The sequence below is a fragment of the Ruegeria sp. F11 genome, assembly GCF_056533855.1.
This window is the reverse complement of record NZ_JBQFOW010000001.1, coordinates 454,555-470,519: the sequence shown is the minus strand read 5'-3', so window position 1 is coordinate 470,519 and position 15,965 is coordinate 454,555. Positions and strand designations below refer to the sequence as shown.

The 15,965-nt window shown below is 61.5% G+C and carries 15 protein-coding genes; 11 read left to right on the top strand and 4 right to left on the bottom strand.

Annotation, left to right across the window (positions count from 1 at the left end; translation table 11 throughout):
* Nucleotides 1-4: 4 nt before the first annotated feature.
* Together ACR0NJ_RS02355 and pdxH are read right to left on the bottom strand one after the other, a co-directional pair.
* Entirely contained in the window at nucleotides 5-511 is a 507-nt protein-coding gene (locus tag ACR0NJ_RS02355) for a cold-shock protein (RefSeq protein WP_480815549.1), read from the bottom strand.
* Between the two features lie 142 nt (nucleotides 512-653).
* Complete coding sequence (gene pdxH, locus ACR0NJ_RS02350; protein ID WP_480815517.1) at nucleotides 654-1,259, bottom strand: pyridoxamine 5'-phosphate oxidase; 606 nt, start codon at nucleotides 1,257-1,259, stop codon at nucleotides 654-656.
* A 136-nt stretch (nucleotides 1,260-1,395) separates the two neighbouring features.
* Here pdxH and fabI point away from each other — a divergent pair, with 136 nt between their 5' ends.
* From fabI to trpE, 5 genes are all read left to right on the top strand, one after another.
* Nucleotides 1,396-2,202: an enoyl-ACP reductase FabI gene (gene fabI / locus ACR0NJ_RS02345; RefSeq protein WP_480815516.1), complete on the top strand. Its 807-nt coding sequence runs from the start codon at nucleotides 1,396-1,398 to the stop codon at nucleotides 2,200-2,202.
* Nucleotides 2,203-2,206: 4 nt separating this feature from the next.
* Nucleotides 2,207-2,716 carry a xanthine phosphoribosyltransferase gene (gene gpt, locus ACR0NJ_RS02340; RefSeq protein ID WP_480815515.1) on the top strand — a complete coding sequence of 170 codons (510 nt, stop codon included), beginning with the start codon at nucleotides 2,207-2,209 and terminating at the stop codon, nucleotides 2,714-2,716.
* 65 nt (nucleotides 2,717-2,781) lie between these two features.
* The gene (locus tag ACR0NJ_RS02335) at nucleotides 2,782-3,957 is read left to right on the top strand and encodes an aminotransferase (RefSeq protein WP_480815514.1); all 1,176 of its coding nucleotides are present in this window, start codon (nucleotides 2,782-2,784) and stop codon (nucleotides 3,955-3,957) included.
* A 79-nt stretch (nucleotides 3,958-4,036) separates the two neighbouring features.
* Nucleotides 4,037-5,878: a peptidyl-prolyl cis-trans isomerase gene (locus ACR0NJ_RS02330; protein WP_480815513.1), complete on the top strand. Its 1,842-nt coding sequence runs from the start codon at nucleotides 4,037-4,039 to the stop codon at nucleotides 5,876-5,878.
* 12 nt (nucleotides 5,879-5,890) lie between these two features.
* Entirely contained in the window at nucleotides 5,891-7,402 is a 1,512-nt protein-coding gene (trpE, locus tag ACR0NJ_RS02325) for an anthranilate synthase component I (protein ID WP_480815512.1), read from the top strand.
* A gap of 57 nt (nucleotides 7,403-7,459) precedes the next feature.
* Here trpE and ACR0NJ_RS02320 read toward each other — a convergent pair whose 3' ends face one another.
* The gene (locus ACR0NJ_RS02320) at nucleotides 7,460-8,893 is read right to left on the bottom strand and encodes a divergent polysaccharide deacetylase family protein (protein ID WP_480815511.1); all 1,434 of its coding nucleotides are present in this window, start codon (nucleotides 8,891-8,893) and stop codon (nucleotides 7,460-7,462) included.
* A gap of 196 nt (nucleotides 8,894-9,089) precedes the next feature.
* Here ACR0NJ_RS02320 and ACR0NJ_RS02315 point away from each other — a divergent pair, with 196 nt between their 5' ends.
* From ACR0NJ_RS02315 to lexA, 6 genes are all read left to right on the top strand, one after another.
* On the top strand, nucleotides 9,090-9,671 hold the full coding sequence (locus ACR0NJ_RS02315) for an anthranilate synthase component II (protein ID WP_480815510.1): 582 nt from the start codon (nucleotides 9,090-9,092) through the stop codon (nucleotides 9,669-9,671).
* Nucleotides 9,668-10,687, top strand: coding sequence for an anthranilate phosphoribosyltransferase (trpD, locus tag ACR0NJ_RS02310; protein WP_480815509.1), 1,020 nt, complete (start codon nucleotides 9,668-9,670; stop codon nucleotides 10,685-10,687). The genes ACR0NJ_RS02315 and trpD overlap by 4 nt, the downstream gene beginning before the upstream one ends.
* The gene (gene trpC / locus ACR0NJ_RS02305) at nucleotides 10,684-11,496 is read left to right on the top strand and encodes an indole-3-glycerol phosphate synthase TrpC (protein ID WP_480815508.1); all 813 of its coding nucleotides are present in this window, start codon (nucleotides 10,684-10,686) and stop codon (nucleotides 11,494-11,496) included. The genes trpD and trpC overlap by 4 nt, the downstream gene beginning before the upstream one ends.
* Nucleotides 11,496-11,969 (top strand): cyclic pyranopterin monophosphate synthase MoaC, encoded by a 474-nt coding sequence (gene moaC, locus ACR0NJ_RS02300; protein WP_480815507.1) that lies wholly within the window; start codon nucleotides 11,496-11,498, stop codon nucleotides 11,967-11,969. Before trpC ends, moaC begins: the two co-directional genes overlap by 1 nt.
* Nucleotides 11,966-13,138, top strand: a complete 1,173-nt coding sequence (locus ACR0NJ_RS02295; protein ID WP_480815506.1) for a molybdopterin molybdotransferase MoeA — start codon at nucleotides 11,966-11,968, stop codon at nucleotides 13,136-13,138. Before moaC ends, ACR0NJ_RS02295 begins: the two co-directional genes overlap by 4 nt.
* Before the next feature lie 78 nt (nucleotides 13,139-13,216).
* Nucleotides 13,217-13,915, top strand: coding sequence for a transcriptional repressor LexA (lexA, locus tag ACR0NJ_RS02290; RefSeq protein ID WP_480815505.1), 699 nt, complete (start codon nucleotides 13,217-13,219; stop codon nucleotides 13,913-13,915).
* On the opposite strand, the gene ACR0NJ_RS02285 is transcribed toward lexA, so the two are convergent.
* Nucleotides 13,909-15,960: a ComEC/Rec2 family competence protein gene (locus tag ACR0NJ_RS02285; protein WP_480815504.1), complete on the bottom strand. Its 2,052-nt coding sequence runs from the start codon at nucleotides 15,958-15,960 to the stop codon at nucleotides 13,909-13,911. The two genes, lexA and ACR0NJ_RS02285, sit on opposite strands and share 7 nt — an antisense overlap.
* Between the last annotated feature and the right edge of the window lie 5 nt (nucleotides 15,961-15,965).

The window sequence follows — 15,965 nt, the reverse complement described above, 5'->3', positions numbered from 1 at the left end:
TTGATCAGTCGTCCAGAGCCGCTTCCCACGCCAGCACCTGTGCCGCCATGCGCCCACGTTTGCCGTTGATCACGCGCATCGCCAGCGCCTCACCCGGCTGCAGATCGGCAAGGCCGGACCGGCGCAGAACCTCGATATGCAGGAAAACATCCTCGCCCCGGCCAAAGACATTCGCAAAACCGAATCCCTTGCCCTTGTCGAACCACTTGACCCGCGCGGCTTCCAGCGGAGCTGCCGCGATCTCGGCCGGATCAAGCTCGGCAAAGTCCGCCAGCAGCATCGTATCGGCCCGTGCGGGGGGGTCGACGGCAATCACCTCAACCGCCTGAACGCCGCGATCGGTACGATGGGTCATGATCTCGATCCCGGCCCCGTCGGCGACCGAGCTCTGGCCGAAGTTCCGTAACACATTCACATGCAACAGAATATCCGGACCGCCTGCGTCGGACACAACGAATCCGTACCCCTTGGCGGGATCGAACCATTTAACGTGTCCACGGACGCGGTACATGCTGTTCATATCGTCAGGCACGGTTGTCCCATCGCGAGTTTTATCGTTTCGTTAAGGGTTTGTTGTTTATGGGAATGGCAGGCAAATTCAAGCTGAAAAAATCTTTTGTTTTCCGACCACTGCATTTCGCGACACGTGAACGTCATGGATTCAACCTCTGTACCTGCCACTTGGAACCTGGCGCATCCCTTTGCCACCTGAACCGGTCGTGCAAACGAAACGCACCATCGGCCCAGAATTCGATTTCAATCGGCGTCAACCTGTACCCGCCCCAGAATGGGGGACGCGGTGGATTGGCACCCAGTTTCGCCGTCACTTTGGCAACCTCGGCCATAAGGGCTGTCCGGCTGCTTAGGGGTTGTGACTGGCGTGAAGCCCACGCCCCCAAACGACTTTTGAGCGACCGCGATGCATAATACTCATCAGCCTTTGGTCCACTTTCGCGGGTGATTGTACCACGAACACGTAGCTGGCGTCTCAAAGATTTCCAATGCATTACAAATGCAGCTTTACCAGCGCTGTCCAACTCGGCCGCCTTGGCACTCTCGTAATTGGTGTAGAACACAAACGCGCCCGGCTCGATTTCCTTCAGCAAAACCATCCGCGCATTTGGCATACCATCAGAATCAACGGTCGCCAGTGCAATCGCATTCGGGTCATTCGGTTCCGTCTTTTCGGCCTCTTCCAGCCACCGTGCCGCTATTTCAAACGGATCGGTGCCGGCAAAGATGCCATCGCGTTCGCCCATTTCCATCCCCTGGAACGTCCTGAACCGGAGCCTAAGGCGATAACCCGCTGCGGGCAAGAGCGCACGGCCTTGATGCAGCGCATCCAATGGCATAAACCAACGCAACACATCGCGAAGGACAGGCGGAGAACCAAACATGTCAAATCAGTTGATGGCCGGGAAACGCGGCCTCATCATGGGACTGGCCAATGACAAATCAATCGCATGGGGCATTGCCCGCGCCCTGTCCGACGCGGGGGCCGAGTTGGCCTTCTCGTATCAGGGCGATGCGCTGAAAAAGCGGGTTGATCCGCTGGCGGCGCAACTGGGCAGCGAAATCGTACTGCCCTGCGATGTAAGCGACGAAGCATCGATTGATGCGCTGTTCACATCGCTCGAGGAAAAATGGGGCAAGCTGGATTTTGTCGTCCACGCCATCGGGTTCTCGGACAAGAACGAGCTGCGCGGTCGCTACGTCGACACCAGCCGGGCGAATTTCAAGCTGACGATGGATATCTCGGTTTATTCCTTTACCGCCGTCATGCAGCGCGCCGAGAAAATGATGTCCGAGGGCGGCAGCGCCGTCACGCTGACCTATTACGGCGCAGAACAGGTCATGCCCCATTACAATGTCATGGGCGTCGCCAAGGCCGCGCTTGAAGCTTCGGTCAAATACCTGGCCGAGGATCTGGGCAAGGACGGCATCCGCGTCAACTCGATCTCGGCCGGTCCGATCAAGACGCTGGCCGCCAGCGGCATCGGCGATTTCCGTTACATCATGAAGTGGAACGAATATAACTCGCCCCTGCGCCGCAACGTGACCATCGATGACGTGGGCAAATCGGCTTTGTACCTGCTGTCCGACCTCAGTAGCGGCGTCACCGGGGAAAACCTGCACGTAGATTCGGGCTATCATATCGTCGGCATGAAAGCTGTTGACGCGCCTGACGTCGAAAAGGGCTAAGATCATGAGCGCTAAGGACCGACTGCCCCACGAAAAAGGCTTCCACATCAGTTGGGACCAGATTCACCGCGACTCGCGCGCCCTCGCTTGGCGCTTGGATGGCCAAGGCCCGGATGATGGCGCATGGAAAGCCGTCGTCGCGATCACCCGCGGCGGCATGGCCCCGGCAATGATCGTTAGCCGCGAGTTGGACATTCGCACCGTCGATACGGTCAGCGTGAAATCCTACCACCATCAGGCACAGGGTGAGGCCGAGGTGCTCAAAGCGCCCAACGCCGATCTGATGGGCGACGGTGAGGGTGTCCTGATCATCGACGATCTGGTCGATAGCGGCAAAACGCTGGAACTGGTGCGCGACATGTACCCCAAAGCCCATTTCGCCACCGTCTACGCCAAGCCCAAAGGCCGCCCGATGGTCGACACCTATATTACCGAGGTCAGCCAAGATACATGGATCTTCTTCCCGTGGGACATGGCATTGCAATATGTCGAGCCCTACCGGGGCACGGACTGACCTCAGTACTTCTTCTGTTCAAAAATACCTCGGAGCGCGAGGCAGAGCCTCGCAAAAGCCCCCTCATGACCCAGACCCGCACCAGCGCCACCTTTCCCCCTCCGGTGATGGAGGCACGGCGCTGGCTCGAAGGCGTCACCTTCCCTGCCGACCGCCCGCTGATCAATGTCAGCCAGGCAGCCCCGGTCGATCCGCCGCCGCTGGCGCTGCGGCAGGCCATGGCCGACTTCGCGGTGAACGAAGACAGCGCGCATCTCTATGGCCCTGTTTTGGGCAACTCCGACCTGCGCGTAGCGCTGGCACAGCAGATCGGCGTGCATTACGCCGCGCAGATTGCGCCAGAACAGATCGGCATCACCTCGGGGTGCAATCAGGCATTTGCCTCGGTCATCTCTGCCCTCACCGACGAAGGGGATGAGGTCATTTTGCCGACACCATGGTATTTCAACCACAAAATGTGGCTGGATATGGCCGGTGTTCACACCGTGGACCTGCCGACCGGCGATGACCTTCTGCCCGACCCCGAAGCCGCGCGGCAGTTGATCACTAACAAAACCCGCGCCATTGCGTTGGTCACGCCGAACAATCCGGGCGGGGTCGAGTACCCCTCGGACCTCGTCAAAGCCTTCTACGATCTGGCACGCGAAACCGGCATCCGGTTGCTGGTGGACGAAACCTATCGCGATTTCGACAGCCGCAGCGGCCCGCCGCACGAACTGTTCCAGCAACCGGGCTGGGACGAGACGCTGGTTCACCTCTATTCCTTCTCCAAGGCCTATCGCCTGACCGGGCACCGCGTCGGGGCCATCGCCACAAGCGCCGCGCTTTTGGCTGAGGTCGAGAAATTCCTTGATACCGTCGCCATCTGCCCCGGCCAGATCGGGCAGTACGCAGCGCTCTGGGGGATGGAAAACCTGTCGCAATGGGTGGCTGGTGAGCGCGACGAAATCCTCGATCGGCGCGCGGCGATTGCTGACGGCATGCCAAAGCTGACCGCCAAGGGCTGGCGGTTGCTGGGGCTTGGCGCCTACTTCGCCTATCTGGAACACCCTTACGACATACCCTCGGACGAACTGGCGCGGCGCTTGGTGGCCGAGGCCGGTATTCTGCTGCTGCCCGGCACCATGTTCATGCCGGACCACGACCCGGCGGGACAGCGTCAGGTCCGGGTTGCGTTTGCCAACCTTGATCGTGCGGGCATCGACCAATTGTTTGACCGTTTGCAGGCGCTGTCCTTCTAAGCTTGCCCCTCGGCGGCGCGCATCGTATTCAGGGCCGCAACCGACAGGGCAGCAACCTGCCAATAAACAAGAGGGCACCATGGCCGCAGGCGTTAAAAGTCTTTCGAAAACCTTTGTCTGGATTCTGATGGGCCTTCTGTTTCTGGGCCTTGCCGGATTTGGTGCGACCAGCCTGACCGGCACCATCCGCACGGTTGCGCAGGTTGGGGACGAAAGTGTGTCCGTCGACGCTTATGTACGCGAGTTGCAGCGCGAAATCCGCGCGGTTGAGGCACAGACCGGCCAGACCATGCAGATGTCACAGGCGCGCGAACTGGGCCTTGAACAACTCGCCCTGTCGCGGCTGACAGCGGTGGCAGCTCTGGATAATGAGGTCGCGCAGCTTGGTATCTCGATTGGCGACGAAAACCTGCAAGACGAAATCGTCTCGATCCCTGCGTTTCAGGGCGTCAACGGAACGTTCGACCGCGAAACCTATCGCTTCCAACTTGAACAGGCTGGGATGACCGATTCCCAGTTCGAGGATGATCTGCGCAAGGAATCGGCCCGTACCATCGTTCAGAGTGCACTGATGGGCGGGGTGACGATGCCTGCCACGCTGACAGACACTCTGACCGATTACATCGGCGCACGGCGCAGCTTTACCGTTGCGACAGTCGGTGCCGATGCACTGGCCACGCCCGTCGCCGACCCCACCGACGCCGAAGTTCAGGCCTTTTACGACGAAAACACGGATCGCTTCACCCTGCCCCGCACCAAACGCCTGACCTATACCCTTCTCTCGCCCGAGATGCTGGTTGACACGGTCGAGGTCGACGAGGACTCGCTGCGCCGTCTATATGACCAGCGCATCGCCGAATTCCAGCAGCCGGAACGCCGCCTGGTCGAGCGCCTGAACTTCCCCGATGAAGCGGCTGCAAACGACGCCAAGGCCCAGCTAGAGGTCGGCGGTACAACCTTTGAACAACTGGTGCGCGACCGGGACCTGGAACTCAGCGATATTGATCTGGGCGATGTGACGCGGGAAGACCTTGGCGATGCTGCGGACGCGGTGTTTGCCGCCGATATTGATGCCGTCGTCGGCCCGCTTCCTTCAGTCTTCGGCCCCGCCCTGTTCCGCATCAACGGCTCGCTGGCCGCAAACAACGTGCCGTTTGAGGAAGCCGAACCCGCCCTGCGCGAAGAACTCGCCTCTGATCGCGCCCGCCGTCTGATCGAGGCGCAGTCCGAGGACATAAACGACATGCTGGCCGGTGGCGCAACGTTGGAAGAACTGGCCGCCGAGACCGAAATGGAACTGGGCCAAATCGACTGGACCCGCGACAGTTCGGACGGTGTTGCCGCCTATGACGGGTTCCGCACCGCTGCCGAAGCCGTGCGGGACGGAGATTTCCCCGAGATTGGCTTCCTCGAAGACGGCTCGATCTTCGCGCTGCGTCTGAACGAAACCCTGCCCCGCCGTCCCGAACCGCTGGACAGCGCTCGCGACCGCGTTGCCGCCGCCTGGGTGCAGGAGGAAACCGGCAAGGCGTTGCAGGAGCAAGCGAATTCCGTTCTGACACAACTGGCTACAGATGGGGACTTCGCAGAGACCGGTCTGCCCTTCCGTGTTGAAAACGCCCTGACACGGACCGCGTTCCTTGACGATGTTCCGCCGAACTTCATGACCGAGGTCTTTCAGATGGAGCCCGGCGAGTTGCGCGTAATTGGCGGCAACGGCGCGGCCATGATCGTGCGTCTGGACGAAATTCTGCCCCCCGCCGAAACCGACGAACTGCGCCAGATGCAACAGGCGCTTTCCGCCCAGTTGGATCAGGCCTTGGCGCAAAACATCTTCGACGCCTATGTCCGCGATGCCCAGACCCGCGCGCGCCCGGTCATCGACCAGCAGGCCCTGAACGCCGTGCAGGCGAGCTATTAACACGAGGCCCACATGGCGCTGACCCCCGATTTCGACACGTTTGCGCGCGCCTATGAGGCGGGCGAAAATCAGGTCGTTTACACTCGTCTGGCGGCCGATCTGGACACGCCGGTCTCGCTGATGCTCAAGCTGACCGGCGCGCAGAAAGACGCGTTCATGCTGGAATCCGTCACAGGCGGCGAGGTCCGCGGGCGGTATTCGATCATCGGGATGAAGCCCGACCTGATCTGGCAGTGCCGGGGTGAGACGTCGGAACTGAACCGCTCGGCCCGGTTCGACGCTGACGCGTTTGCGCCGCAGGACGGCAACCCGATGGACAACCTGCGCGCTTTGCTGGCCGAAAGCCGGATCGAGTTGCCAGACGATCTGCCTCAGGCGGCGGCGGGGCTGTTTGGCTATCTGGGCTATGACATGGTGCGGCTGGTCGAGCATCTTCCGGACGTCAACCCCGACCCGCTGGGCCTGCCCGATGCGATCATGCTGCGCCCGTCGGTTGTTGCGGTGCTGGATGGGGTGAAGGGCGAAGTCACGGTCGTGTCCCCCGCCTGGGTCAGTGACGGGCAGTCGGCCAAGGCGGCTTATGCTCAGGCCGCTGAACGGGTGATGGACGCCGTGCGCGATCTGGAACGTGCGATGCCCGCCGAAACCCGCGATCTGGGTGATGCCTCTGAGGTCGCGCCGCCGGTGTCGAACTTCACCAAACCGGGCTATATGGAGGCGGTTGAAAGGGCCAAGGAATATATCCGCGCAGGCGATATCTTTCAGGTCGTGCCAGCGCAACGCTGGACGCAAGATTTCCCGCTGCCGCCCTTTGCGCTCTACCGCTCGCTGCGGCGGACCAATCCGTCTCCGTTCATGTTCTATTTCAATCACGGCGGTTTTCAGGTCGTGGGCGCAAGCCCCGAGATTCTGGTGCGCGTTTTCGGCAACGAAGTCACCATCCGCCCCATCGCAGGCACCCGCCCCCGCGGTGCAACGCCGGAAGAGGACAAGGCGAACGAGGTCGATCTGCTGGCCGACAAAAAGGAACTGGCCGAGCACCTGATGCTGCTTGACCTTGGCCGCAATGACACGGGCCGCGTGGCCAAGATCGGAACGGTGCGCCCGACCGAGGAATTCATCATCGAGCGCTACAGCCACGTCATGCACATTGTGTCCAACGTGGTGGGCGAACTGGCTGAGGATAAAGACGCGCTGGATGCCTTCTTTGCCGGGATGCCTGCGGGCACCGTATCAGGCGCGCCGAAAGTCCGCGCGATGGAGATCATCGACGAGCTAGAGCCCGAAAAGCGTGGTGTCTATGGCGGCGGTGTCGGCTATTTCAGCGCGGGCGGCGACATGGATATGTGCATCGCCTTGCGCACGGCCATCGTGAAGGATCACAAGCTCTATATTCAGGCCGGTGGAGGCGTTGTGTATGACAGCGACCCCGAGGCTGAGTATATGGAGACAGTGCACAAATCCAACGCCATCCGCCGCGCTGCTGCGGATGCGGCGCGGTTTACCGGCTCGGGCAACAGCTAAGAAAAAGGGCGGCAGGTTCGCTGACCACCGCCCTCAAACTGTTTTTCGCAGTCGGTACTACTGAATTTCCCGCATCATGACTGCCGAGATGGGGGCCATCGCCACCCGGCTGCCGCGATCTTCCAAACCCCACAACAACAGGGCCGAAATGGTCTCGGGGCGCACGCGGCCCAGCATCACGACCGTCCCCTCCTGACCAGCGCGGAACGCGGCCTGATCCAAAAAGCGACGCATGATCTTCGGATCCTGCCTCGCGCCATCAATGTCGCGGAACACCACGCCCGAGGGCACGCCGTTGCGGGCCGCCAGCTTTTGCACCGTGTTCAGACCATTGTCCTGCGTGATCAGGCCACGCCCGGTTCCACCGGCAATCGCAGCAACCTGATCGGCCAGTTTGCGGTTGCCCTGAATACCGGTGCTGGTCCCTTCCAGAATTCCGACCGTCTCGGGCAGAGTGTCCAGCCAGACGGCCATCGACACCTCGGCATCCTGTGCGCTTGCGGCCTCGGGCAGGTCGGCCATCGCCAGAACTTCGAAACCGGCGGCGCGGTGGCGGGCCATCTTTTCGGCGGCGGCCGGGTCAGACGGACTGACAGCAAAGCTGATCGGATATGGGAAATCCTGCAGCGCCTCGGCCCCGAACGCGCCTTCGTCGTCAATCAGAATGATCGACATGAGCGGTTTGGCTTCGGGGTTCTGGAATGACGCGGCGAACGCTTCAATCGGTTTGCCAACCGGCACTTCCGCAGGTGCTTCGGTGGTGATCGGTTCTTCGTCCCGTTCCGTCAGAGGAACCACCCGGGTTCCAACGGTGGAACTGCCCTCGGCAGCCTGCTCTCCACCAATCTGCGGCAAAGCGGCGATCCGGGGCAGCTTGCGCGGCAGCGCGTCTTCGTCGCCTTCAACCGCAATCGGGCTGTTCTCGAACGGGTTCTCTTCCTCGGGCTCCTGCGTGGGTTCCGAAACCTCGGGCAACGCGACGGGTTCCGGCTGCGGCTCGGGCTCAGGCTCAAGCAAGGCAATCTCGGTCGTTTCCGGCGCGGGCGGCTCAGGTGCCTGATCGATGACAACCGGCTCCACCTCTTTTTCAAGAGAAGCCGGAACCGCAACCGGGGCCGGAGGTGCTACGGGCGCGTCGGTGGCAACGGCAACCTCGGTCGTCTCGGCCAAGTCAGGCTGGTCAAGCGCCTGAACCTCATTCTCCAGCGCGGGTTGGCTGTCGGGGGCCTTTTCGACCCCGGCCAGATCGGCCAGATCATCGGTTTCCTCTTCGGCGACTTTTGGCCCACGGGGCGGCAATTCGACCAGATCGGCGTCTGATCCAGCCGCTGCGACCTCATCCGGCACCTCTGCCGGTTCGACCGGCGCAGGTTCAGGCGCTTTCGTTGCGATCTGGGGTTTGCTGTTCAGCGGAGTGTTCAGTGACAAAACCGCGCCCGCAATCAAAACAACGACCGCGCCAGCGATCATTCCTCCGATAAATCCGCCCATTACTTTTGCCTTTCGCCTCATCTACTGCTCTGCTCATCCCTGCGCCGTCTCCCGCGACGCTCGACCTGATGGTGCGTCGAAGGGGGATGTCCTCTTGACGCTGCCGCACAAGCCTGAGCATGTATGTCCCGACATTATACCGTGGCCCGGGGCTGTACCGCCAGCCCGAAATGCCCAAGCCGAGATAAGTGCCCAAATGCTGCTGCTGATCGACAACTACGACTCGTTTACCTACAATCTGGTACATTATTTGGGCGAACTTGGCGCCGAAATGGTCATTCGCCGGAACGATGCGCTGGATGTGCAGGAAGCGATGGCGATGAACCCCGCTGGCATCCTGCTGAGCCCCGGCCCCTGTGACCCGGATCAGGCCGGGATTTGCTTGGCCCTGACCGAAGCCGCAGCCGAGACCAAAACGCCGCTGATGGGCGTCTGCCTTGGCCATCAAACCATCGGTCAAGTCTTTGGCGGCAAGGTGATCCGCTGCCATGAGATCGTGCATGGCAAGATGGGCACGATGCATCACACCGGCAAAGGCGTGTTCGCTGGCCTTCCCTCGCCGTTCGAGGCGACGCGCTATCATTCTCTGATCGTCGAACGCGAAACCCTGCCCGACTGCCTTGAGATCACGGCAGAGCTGGAAGACGGCACGATCATGGGCCTGCAGCACAAAGAGCTTCCGATCCACGGCGTCCAGTTCCACCCGGAATCCATCGCCTCGGAACACGGCCACGCCCTGCTCAAGAATTTCCTGCAAGAACTGAAAGTCCCCGCATGAGCGACATTTTGAAACCGCTGATCGGAGCCGCCGCCGACCGGCCCCTGACCCGTGCCGAGGCCGAACAGGCCTTTGGCATTCTGTTCGACGGCCAGGCCACCCCCAGCCAGATCGGCGGTCTGCTGATGGCCATGCGCACGCGCGGTGAAACGGTGGATGAATACGCCGCAGCCGCCGCTGTGATGCGTGCCAAGTGCAACGCGGTTTCGGCCCCGGCCGGCGCGATGGATATCGTGGGCACGGGTGGCGATGGCAAGGGTACGCTGAACATCTCGACCGCGACTGCCTTTGTGGTGGCCGGCGCGGGCGTCACCGTTGCCAAGCACGGCAACCGGAACCTCAGTTCCAAATCCGGGGCGGCGGATGCGTTGGGGCAGATGGGCATCAACGTGATGGTCGGCCCTGAGACCGTGGAAAAGGCGCTGAGCAACGCGGGGATCTGCTTCATGATGGCCCCGATGCATCACCCGGCGATTGCCCATGTGATGCCCTCGCGGCAGGAACTTGGCACACGCACGATCTTCAATATTCTCGGGCCACTGACCAACCCGGCGGGTGTGAAACGCCAACTAACCGGGGCCTTTAGCCGCGAGTTGATACGCCCGATGGCGGAAACGCTGGGCTTGCTGGGCTCGGACCGCGCGTGGCTGGTGCATGGCTCGGACGGTACGGACGAGTTGACGATCACCGGCGTCAGTTGGGTCGCCGCGCTAGAAGACGGTAGGGTCAAAGAGGTGGAACTGCACCCGGAAGACGCGGGATTGCCGGTTCATCCCTTCGACGACATCGTCGGCGGTACTCCCGAGGAAAACGCCGCAGCCTTCCGCGCATTGTTGGACGGCGCACCCTCGGCTTATCGGGACGCTGTATTGCTGAACGCGGCGGCGGCTCTGGTCGTTGCAGAAGCGGCAAACGATTTGCGCGAAGGTGTTGCAAAAGCTGCAGAAAGCATAGACAGCGGCAAGGCCAAAGAGAAGATCACCGCCCTGGCCCGCATCACACAGGAAGCCGCATGACCGAGACTGTTCTGGACAAAATCAAAGCCTACAAGCTGGAAGAAGTTGCGGCGGACAAGGCGCAGAAATCGCTGGACGAGGTCGAAGGCGAAGCCCGCAGCGCATCCGAAGTGCGCGGGTTTGCCAAGGCGCTGCAGGCTGCTTCCCGTCAGGGGTACGGCCTGATTGCCGAGGTCAAGAAAGCCAGCCCCTCCAAAGGTCTGATCCGCCCCGATTTTGATCCGCCCGTACTGGCAAAAGCCTACGAAGAAGGCGGCGCGGCCTGCCTGTCCGTTCTGACCGATACGCCCAGTTTCCAGGGGGCCAAGGACTTTCTGACCCAGGCCCGCGCGGCAACGTCGCTACCCGCGCTGCGCAAGGACTTCATGTACGACCCCTATCAGGTGGTGGAGGCCCGCGCATTGGGCGCAGACTGCATCCTGATCATCATGGCCTCGGTCGAGGATGAACAGGCCGCCGAACTGGAACAAACCGCCTTTGACTGGGGCATGGATGTTCTGATCGAGGTTCATGACGAGGCCGAAGTGGAGCGCGCGACACAGTTGAAAAGCCCCTTGATCGGGATAAACAATCGTAATCTCAAGACGTTCGAGACCACTCTTGATACCACGCGGCGGCTGTCGAAACTGGTCCCAGGCGACCGGACCATCGTCTGCGAAAGCGGCCTGAGCACGCCCGAGGATCTTTCGGATATCGCTCGATACGGTGCCCGCTGCTTCTTGATCGGTGAAAGCTTGATGCGGCAGGACGATGTCACCTCGGCGACCCGGCACCTGCTGACTAACCCCCTGATACCCGGAGTGATGTGATGCCGCTGACCCATTTCGACGCGCAAGGACAGGCGCATATGGTGGATGTTTCGGATAAGGCCTTTACGGATCGTGTGGCCGTTGCCGCAGGGCACATCAAAATGGCACAGCAAACTTTTGACCTCATCTCGGAAGGCCGCGCCAAAAAGGGCGATGTTCTGGGTGTTGCGCGCCTGGCGGGCATCATGGGTGCAAAAAAGACGCCGGATCTGATCCCGCTCTGCCATCCGCTGCCGGTGACCAAGGTTGCGGTCGAGCTGACCCTCGATCCCGACCTTCCCGGCGTGCAGATCGAGGCAACGGTCAAAACCTCGGGCCAAACCGGGGTTGAGATGGAGGCGCTGACAGCAGCCTCGACTGCTGCGCTGACGGTTTATGATATGACCAAGGCCGTGGACAAAGCGATGGAGATCGGCGGTATCCGCGTTCTTTTGAAAGACGGCGGAAAATCAGGACGTTACGAGGCAACATGATTAGCGTAGAAGAAGCCCGCGCGCTGCTGTTCGATCTGGCGTCACCCCTGCCGGTTGAACATGTTCCGCTGGAGAAATCCACCGGTCGCGTTCTGGCGCAAGACGTGATGGCGACGCTGGATCAACCTCCGTTCGCGGCGTCTTCAATGGACGGATATGCCGTCAAGGCGGCCGAGGTCGAACTGCACGCCATGTTCAAAGTCATAGGCGAGGCGACGGCGGGCCACAGGTTCGACGGGGCCGTGGGTGCAGGGCAAGCTGTTCGCATCTTCACCGGGGCCCCCGTCCCGGAAGGCGCGGACTTCATCGTCATTCAGGAAAACGTGGACCAAAAGGGCGATCTGATCACAATCAGCGAAACGCCCAGTGCCAAGTCCAATATCCGGCATGCTGGTGTGGATTTTACCAAGGGCACACGCGTCCGGGCCCCGCGTCTGATCCGGGCTGAGGATGTTGCGCTGATGGCGGCGATGAACATCCCGCAAGTCCCCGTGACGCGAAAGCCGGTCGTTGCCTTGATCTCGACCGGGAATGAGCTGGTGATGCCCGGCGAAACGCCCGGCCCCGATCAGATCATCGCATCAAACACCTTTGGCCTTCAGGCCTTGCTAGAAGGTTTGGGGGCCAATGTCAGGGTCTTGCCGATTGCGCGGGACACGATCAGTTCGCTGGAAACGGCCTTTGGTCTGGCAAAAGGTGCCGATCTGGTGGTGACAATTGGTGGGGCTTCGGTTGGTGATTACGATCTGGTCTCGGAGGTGTCGCAGAGTTTGGGGATGGAGCGGTCCTTCTACAAAGTCCGTATGCGCCCCGGCAAACCTCTGATGGCGGGTCGGATGGGCGATACGGCGATGGTTGGACTGCCCGGAAATCCTGTCAGTGCAATGATTTGCGGGTATTTGTTCCTTGCGCCTATGGTGCGTCGCATCCTGGGGCTGACTCAGGTACTGCCGCCACTTCAGCAGGCTGTGCTGTCGGAACCGTTGGATGCAAATGGTCCGCGTGAACATTATATGCGCGCCAACCTGGACGAAAACGGCATCCGCGCCTGTGCGGATCAGGATAGCTCGCTGCTAAGCGTGCTGGCGCAGGCCGGTGCGCTGCTGGTGCGTCCCCCGAATGATCCGCCGCTAAAGGTCGGGGATCAGGTTTCATACCTACCAATTTGACATCGCGCCAAATCCGTTGACACAAAACGTGAACATGCGTAGAACAAAAGAAAACGCATGAGCGACGAGGTATGAGCGATGTTGACCAAGAAGCAGTTGGATTTACTGGAATTCATCCACAAACGCGTGCAGGCGGACGGTGTTCCGCCCAGTTTTGATGAAATGAAGGCGGCGCTGGACCTGCGCTCGAAATCCGGAATTCACCGGCTGATCACCGCGCTGGAGGAGCGCGGCTTTATCCGCCGCCTCGCCCACCGCGCCCGCGCCATCGAGATTGTGAAGCTGCCCGAAAGTCTGGGTGGCGAACCCACAGCCGGATTCAGCCCGCGTGTGATCGAAGGCGACAAGCCCTCTGGCCCGCGCCCCGCCAATTTTGAGCCGGTTTCGGTGGATGCGATGGAACTGCCTGTGATGGGCCGGATCGCCGCCGGTGTTCCGATTGAGGCGATCAGCCATGTCTCGCACCGGGTTGCCGTGCCGGGTACCATGGTGTCGGGCAAAGGGGAGCACTACGCGCTTGAGGTGCGCGGCGACTCGATGATCGACGCCGGGATCAATGATGGCGATGTGGTGGTGATCCGCGAAACCGGCGTTGCCGATAATGGCGATATCGTCGTCGCGCTGGTCGAGGATCAGGAAGCCACGCTGAAACGCTTCTTCCGCCGTGGCAACGCCATAGCGCTGGAAGCCGCGAACCCAGCCTATGAAACGCGGGTACTACCCGAGGATAAGGTCAAGGTTCAGGGGCGACTGGTGGGCCTGATCCGCACCTACTGATCCTGTTTCCCACGTCGGACCGCCGGGGATTTTGGAGACCACAGACGGTGCCCCGTCATCTGGGCGCTTGTCGTCAGCTTTCCACCTGAAAACGCCAGACTGCCGGTTTCAAGCAGGCGCTCGGGGTCGAACAACCCGCATTTGCCCTGCAGGTTCAATGATACTGAGGACACGATGATCTGATCCTCGCGGCATTCATCGAACCCGCGCGCCGCCCGCTTTCCGGTGATGTGGACCAGTTCTTTACCCTTGAACGCAAAGCGCTGAACCAGCCCATCCTCTTGCGGCCATCTTTGCGAGGCCTGCGTCTGGTCAACACCGTCACCGTCATTCTCAAGCCACACGGTTGCAACAAAGCCGCTGCCTTTTTCCTTGCTCAGCGCCCGTCCCTGCTGGGTCATGACCCCGACCAGCCCACCGGATTCTGCCACCAGAACATCAGGCCGGCTGGTTGGCTGCCACAGCAGCAGCGCGCCAATCACCGGCATAACCCCGACCCACCGCGCCCGGCCCTGCCACAGCGCCAGCCCCAAGCCCCCCATCACGAGGACCGGCAAGACAAACCACGGCGGGCTGACGACAAAGCCCTGCGCGCCGTCCAGGCCAGAAACCCACTCGGACACAAAGAGAATCCAGCGCAATCCGACGCTCATGAGGGTCAGGGCCACCGCCTCCAGCCCGAACGGTGCCAAGAGCGCGGCGAGGACGGCAGAGGGGACCACAATGCTGCCCATCACCGGCACGGACAGGATGTTTGCCAGCAAGCCGAAATGCGACATGGTGTTGAAATGCACAGCCCCAATTGGGGCCGTCGCCAGCCCTGCGATGGCCGAGGACATCAGAACGCCAATGACGGGTTTTAACCATTTCGGGCCGGGCGCGGGGCCCCAGTCGCGCAGCGCTCCGAACACGGCGACCAGCGCGGTTGTGGCGGCAAAAGACATCTGGAACCCCGGGCTGAGCAGGGATTCGGGCCTTAGAAACAGAACGATCAGTGCGGCCACGGCGACCGCCCGCAATGATATCGCACGGCGGTCGATCAGGATCGCTGCGAACATGACGCTGACCATGATGAACGCGCGCTCGGTCGCTACATTGCCGCCGGACAGCATCAGATAAATGACCGCAGCGATCAAAGCGCAGACGGCCGCGATCTTGCGCACCGGCACGCGCAGGGCCAATGCAGGAATCGCCGACAGGCCAATCCGGCAGGCGACAAAGACGAACCCGGTCAGCAGGCCCATATGCAGGCCCGAAATAGCCAGCAAATGGGCAAGGTTCGAAACCCGAAGTGCGTTCAGCGTCTCCTGCCCCATGCCGCTGCGGTCTCCGGTGGTGACCGCGCCCGCAAAGCCCCCGACCTCGCCCGGAAGCACCTCGCGCACCCGGTGCGAGATGGCCATGCGCCATGCTGTGATCCGGACACCCTCGATCCCATTCTCGGGCGGTGCGACAGTCATGATCGGCACCCGCGAGTATCCCAACGCGCCCAGTCTCTGAAACCAGGCATGACGGCGGAAATCGAACCCGCCGGGTTCGACCGGCCCCTGCGGTGGCGACAGGTGGGCGGTTGTCATGATCCTTTGGCCCGGGCTGATCGGCCCCGAGCCGCCGTGAACCGACAATCGAACTCGCTGCGGCCTGCGGTCCGGCGGGACATCCCCAATGCGCACCTGATCCAGCGTCAGTCGCAAAGCATCCGAGGCGGAGCGGTCAATGGCAACGACCCGCCCCTCGACCGGGCCGTAGTATCGCCATGACAAAACCGGTTCTGCCATCTGATGCGCCCGTGCGCCTGCCAGAGCGAACCCGGCGATGACCAGAGCGCCCCCGATCATCAACGAGCCCCACCCTGACGGTAGAACAAAGCGCAGGCCGATGAACACCACCGCAAGTGCAACCAGACCAGCGTAGACCAGCCAATCCGGCTCGAACCGCACGCCGAAATACAGTCCGATGCCGATGGCCAGACAGACCGGGGACCATGGAAACAGATACCCGGCCTGATACAAAAGCGCGGTCTCGACCCGTGCCAGAACACGCATGGTTG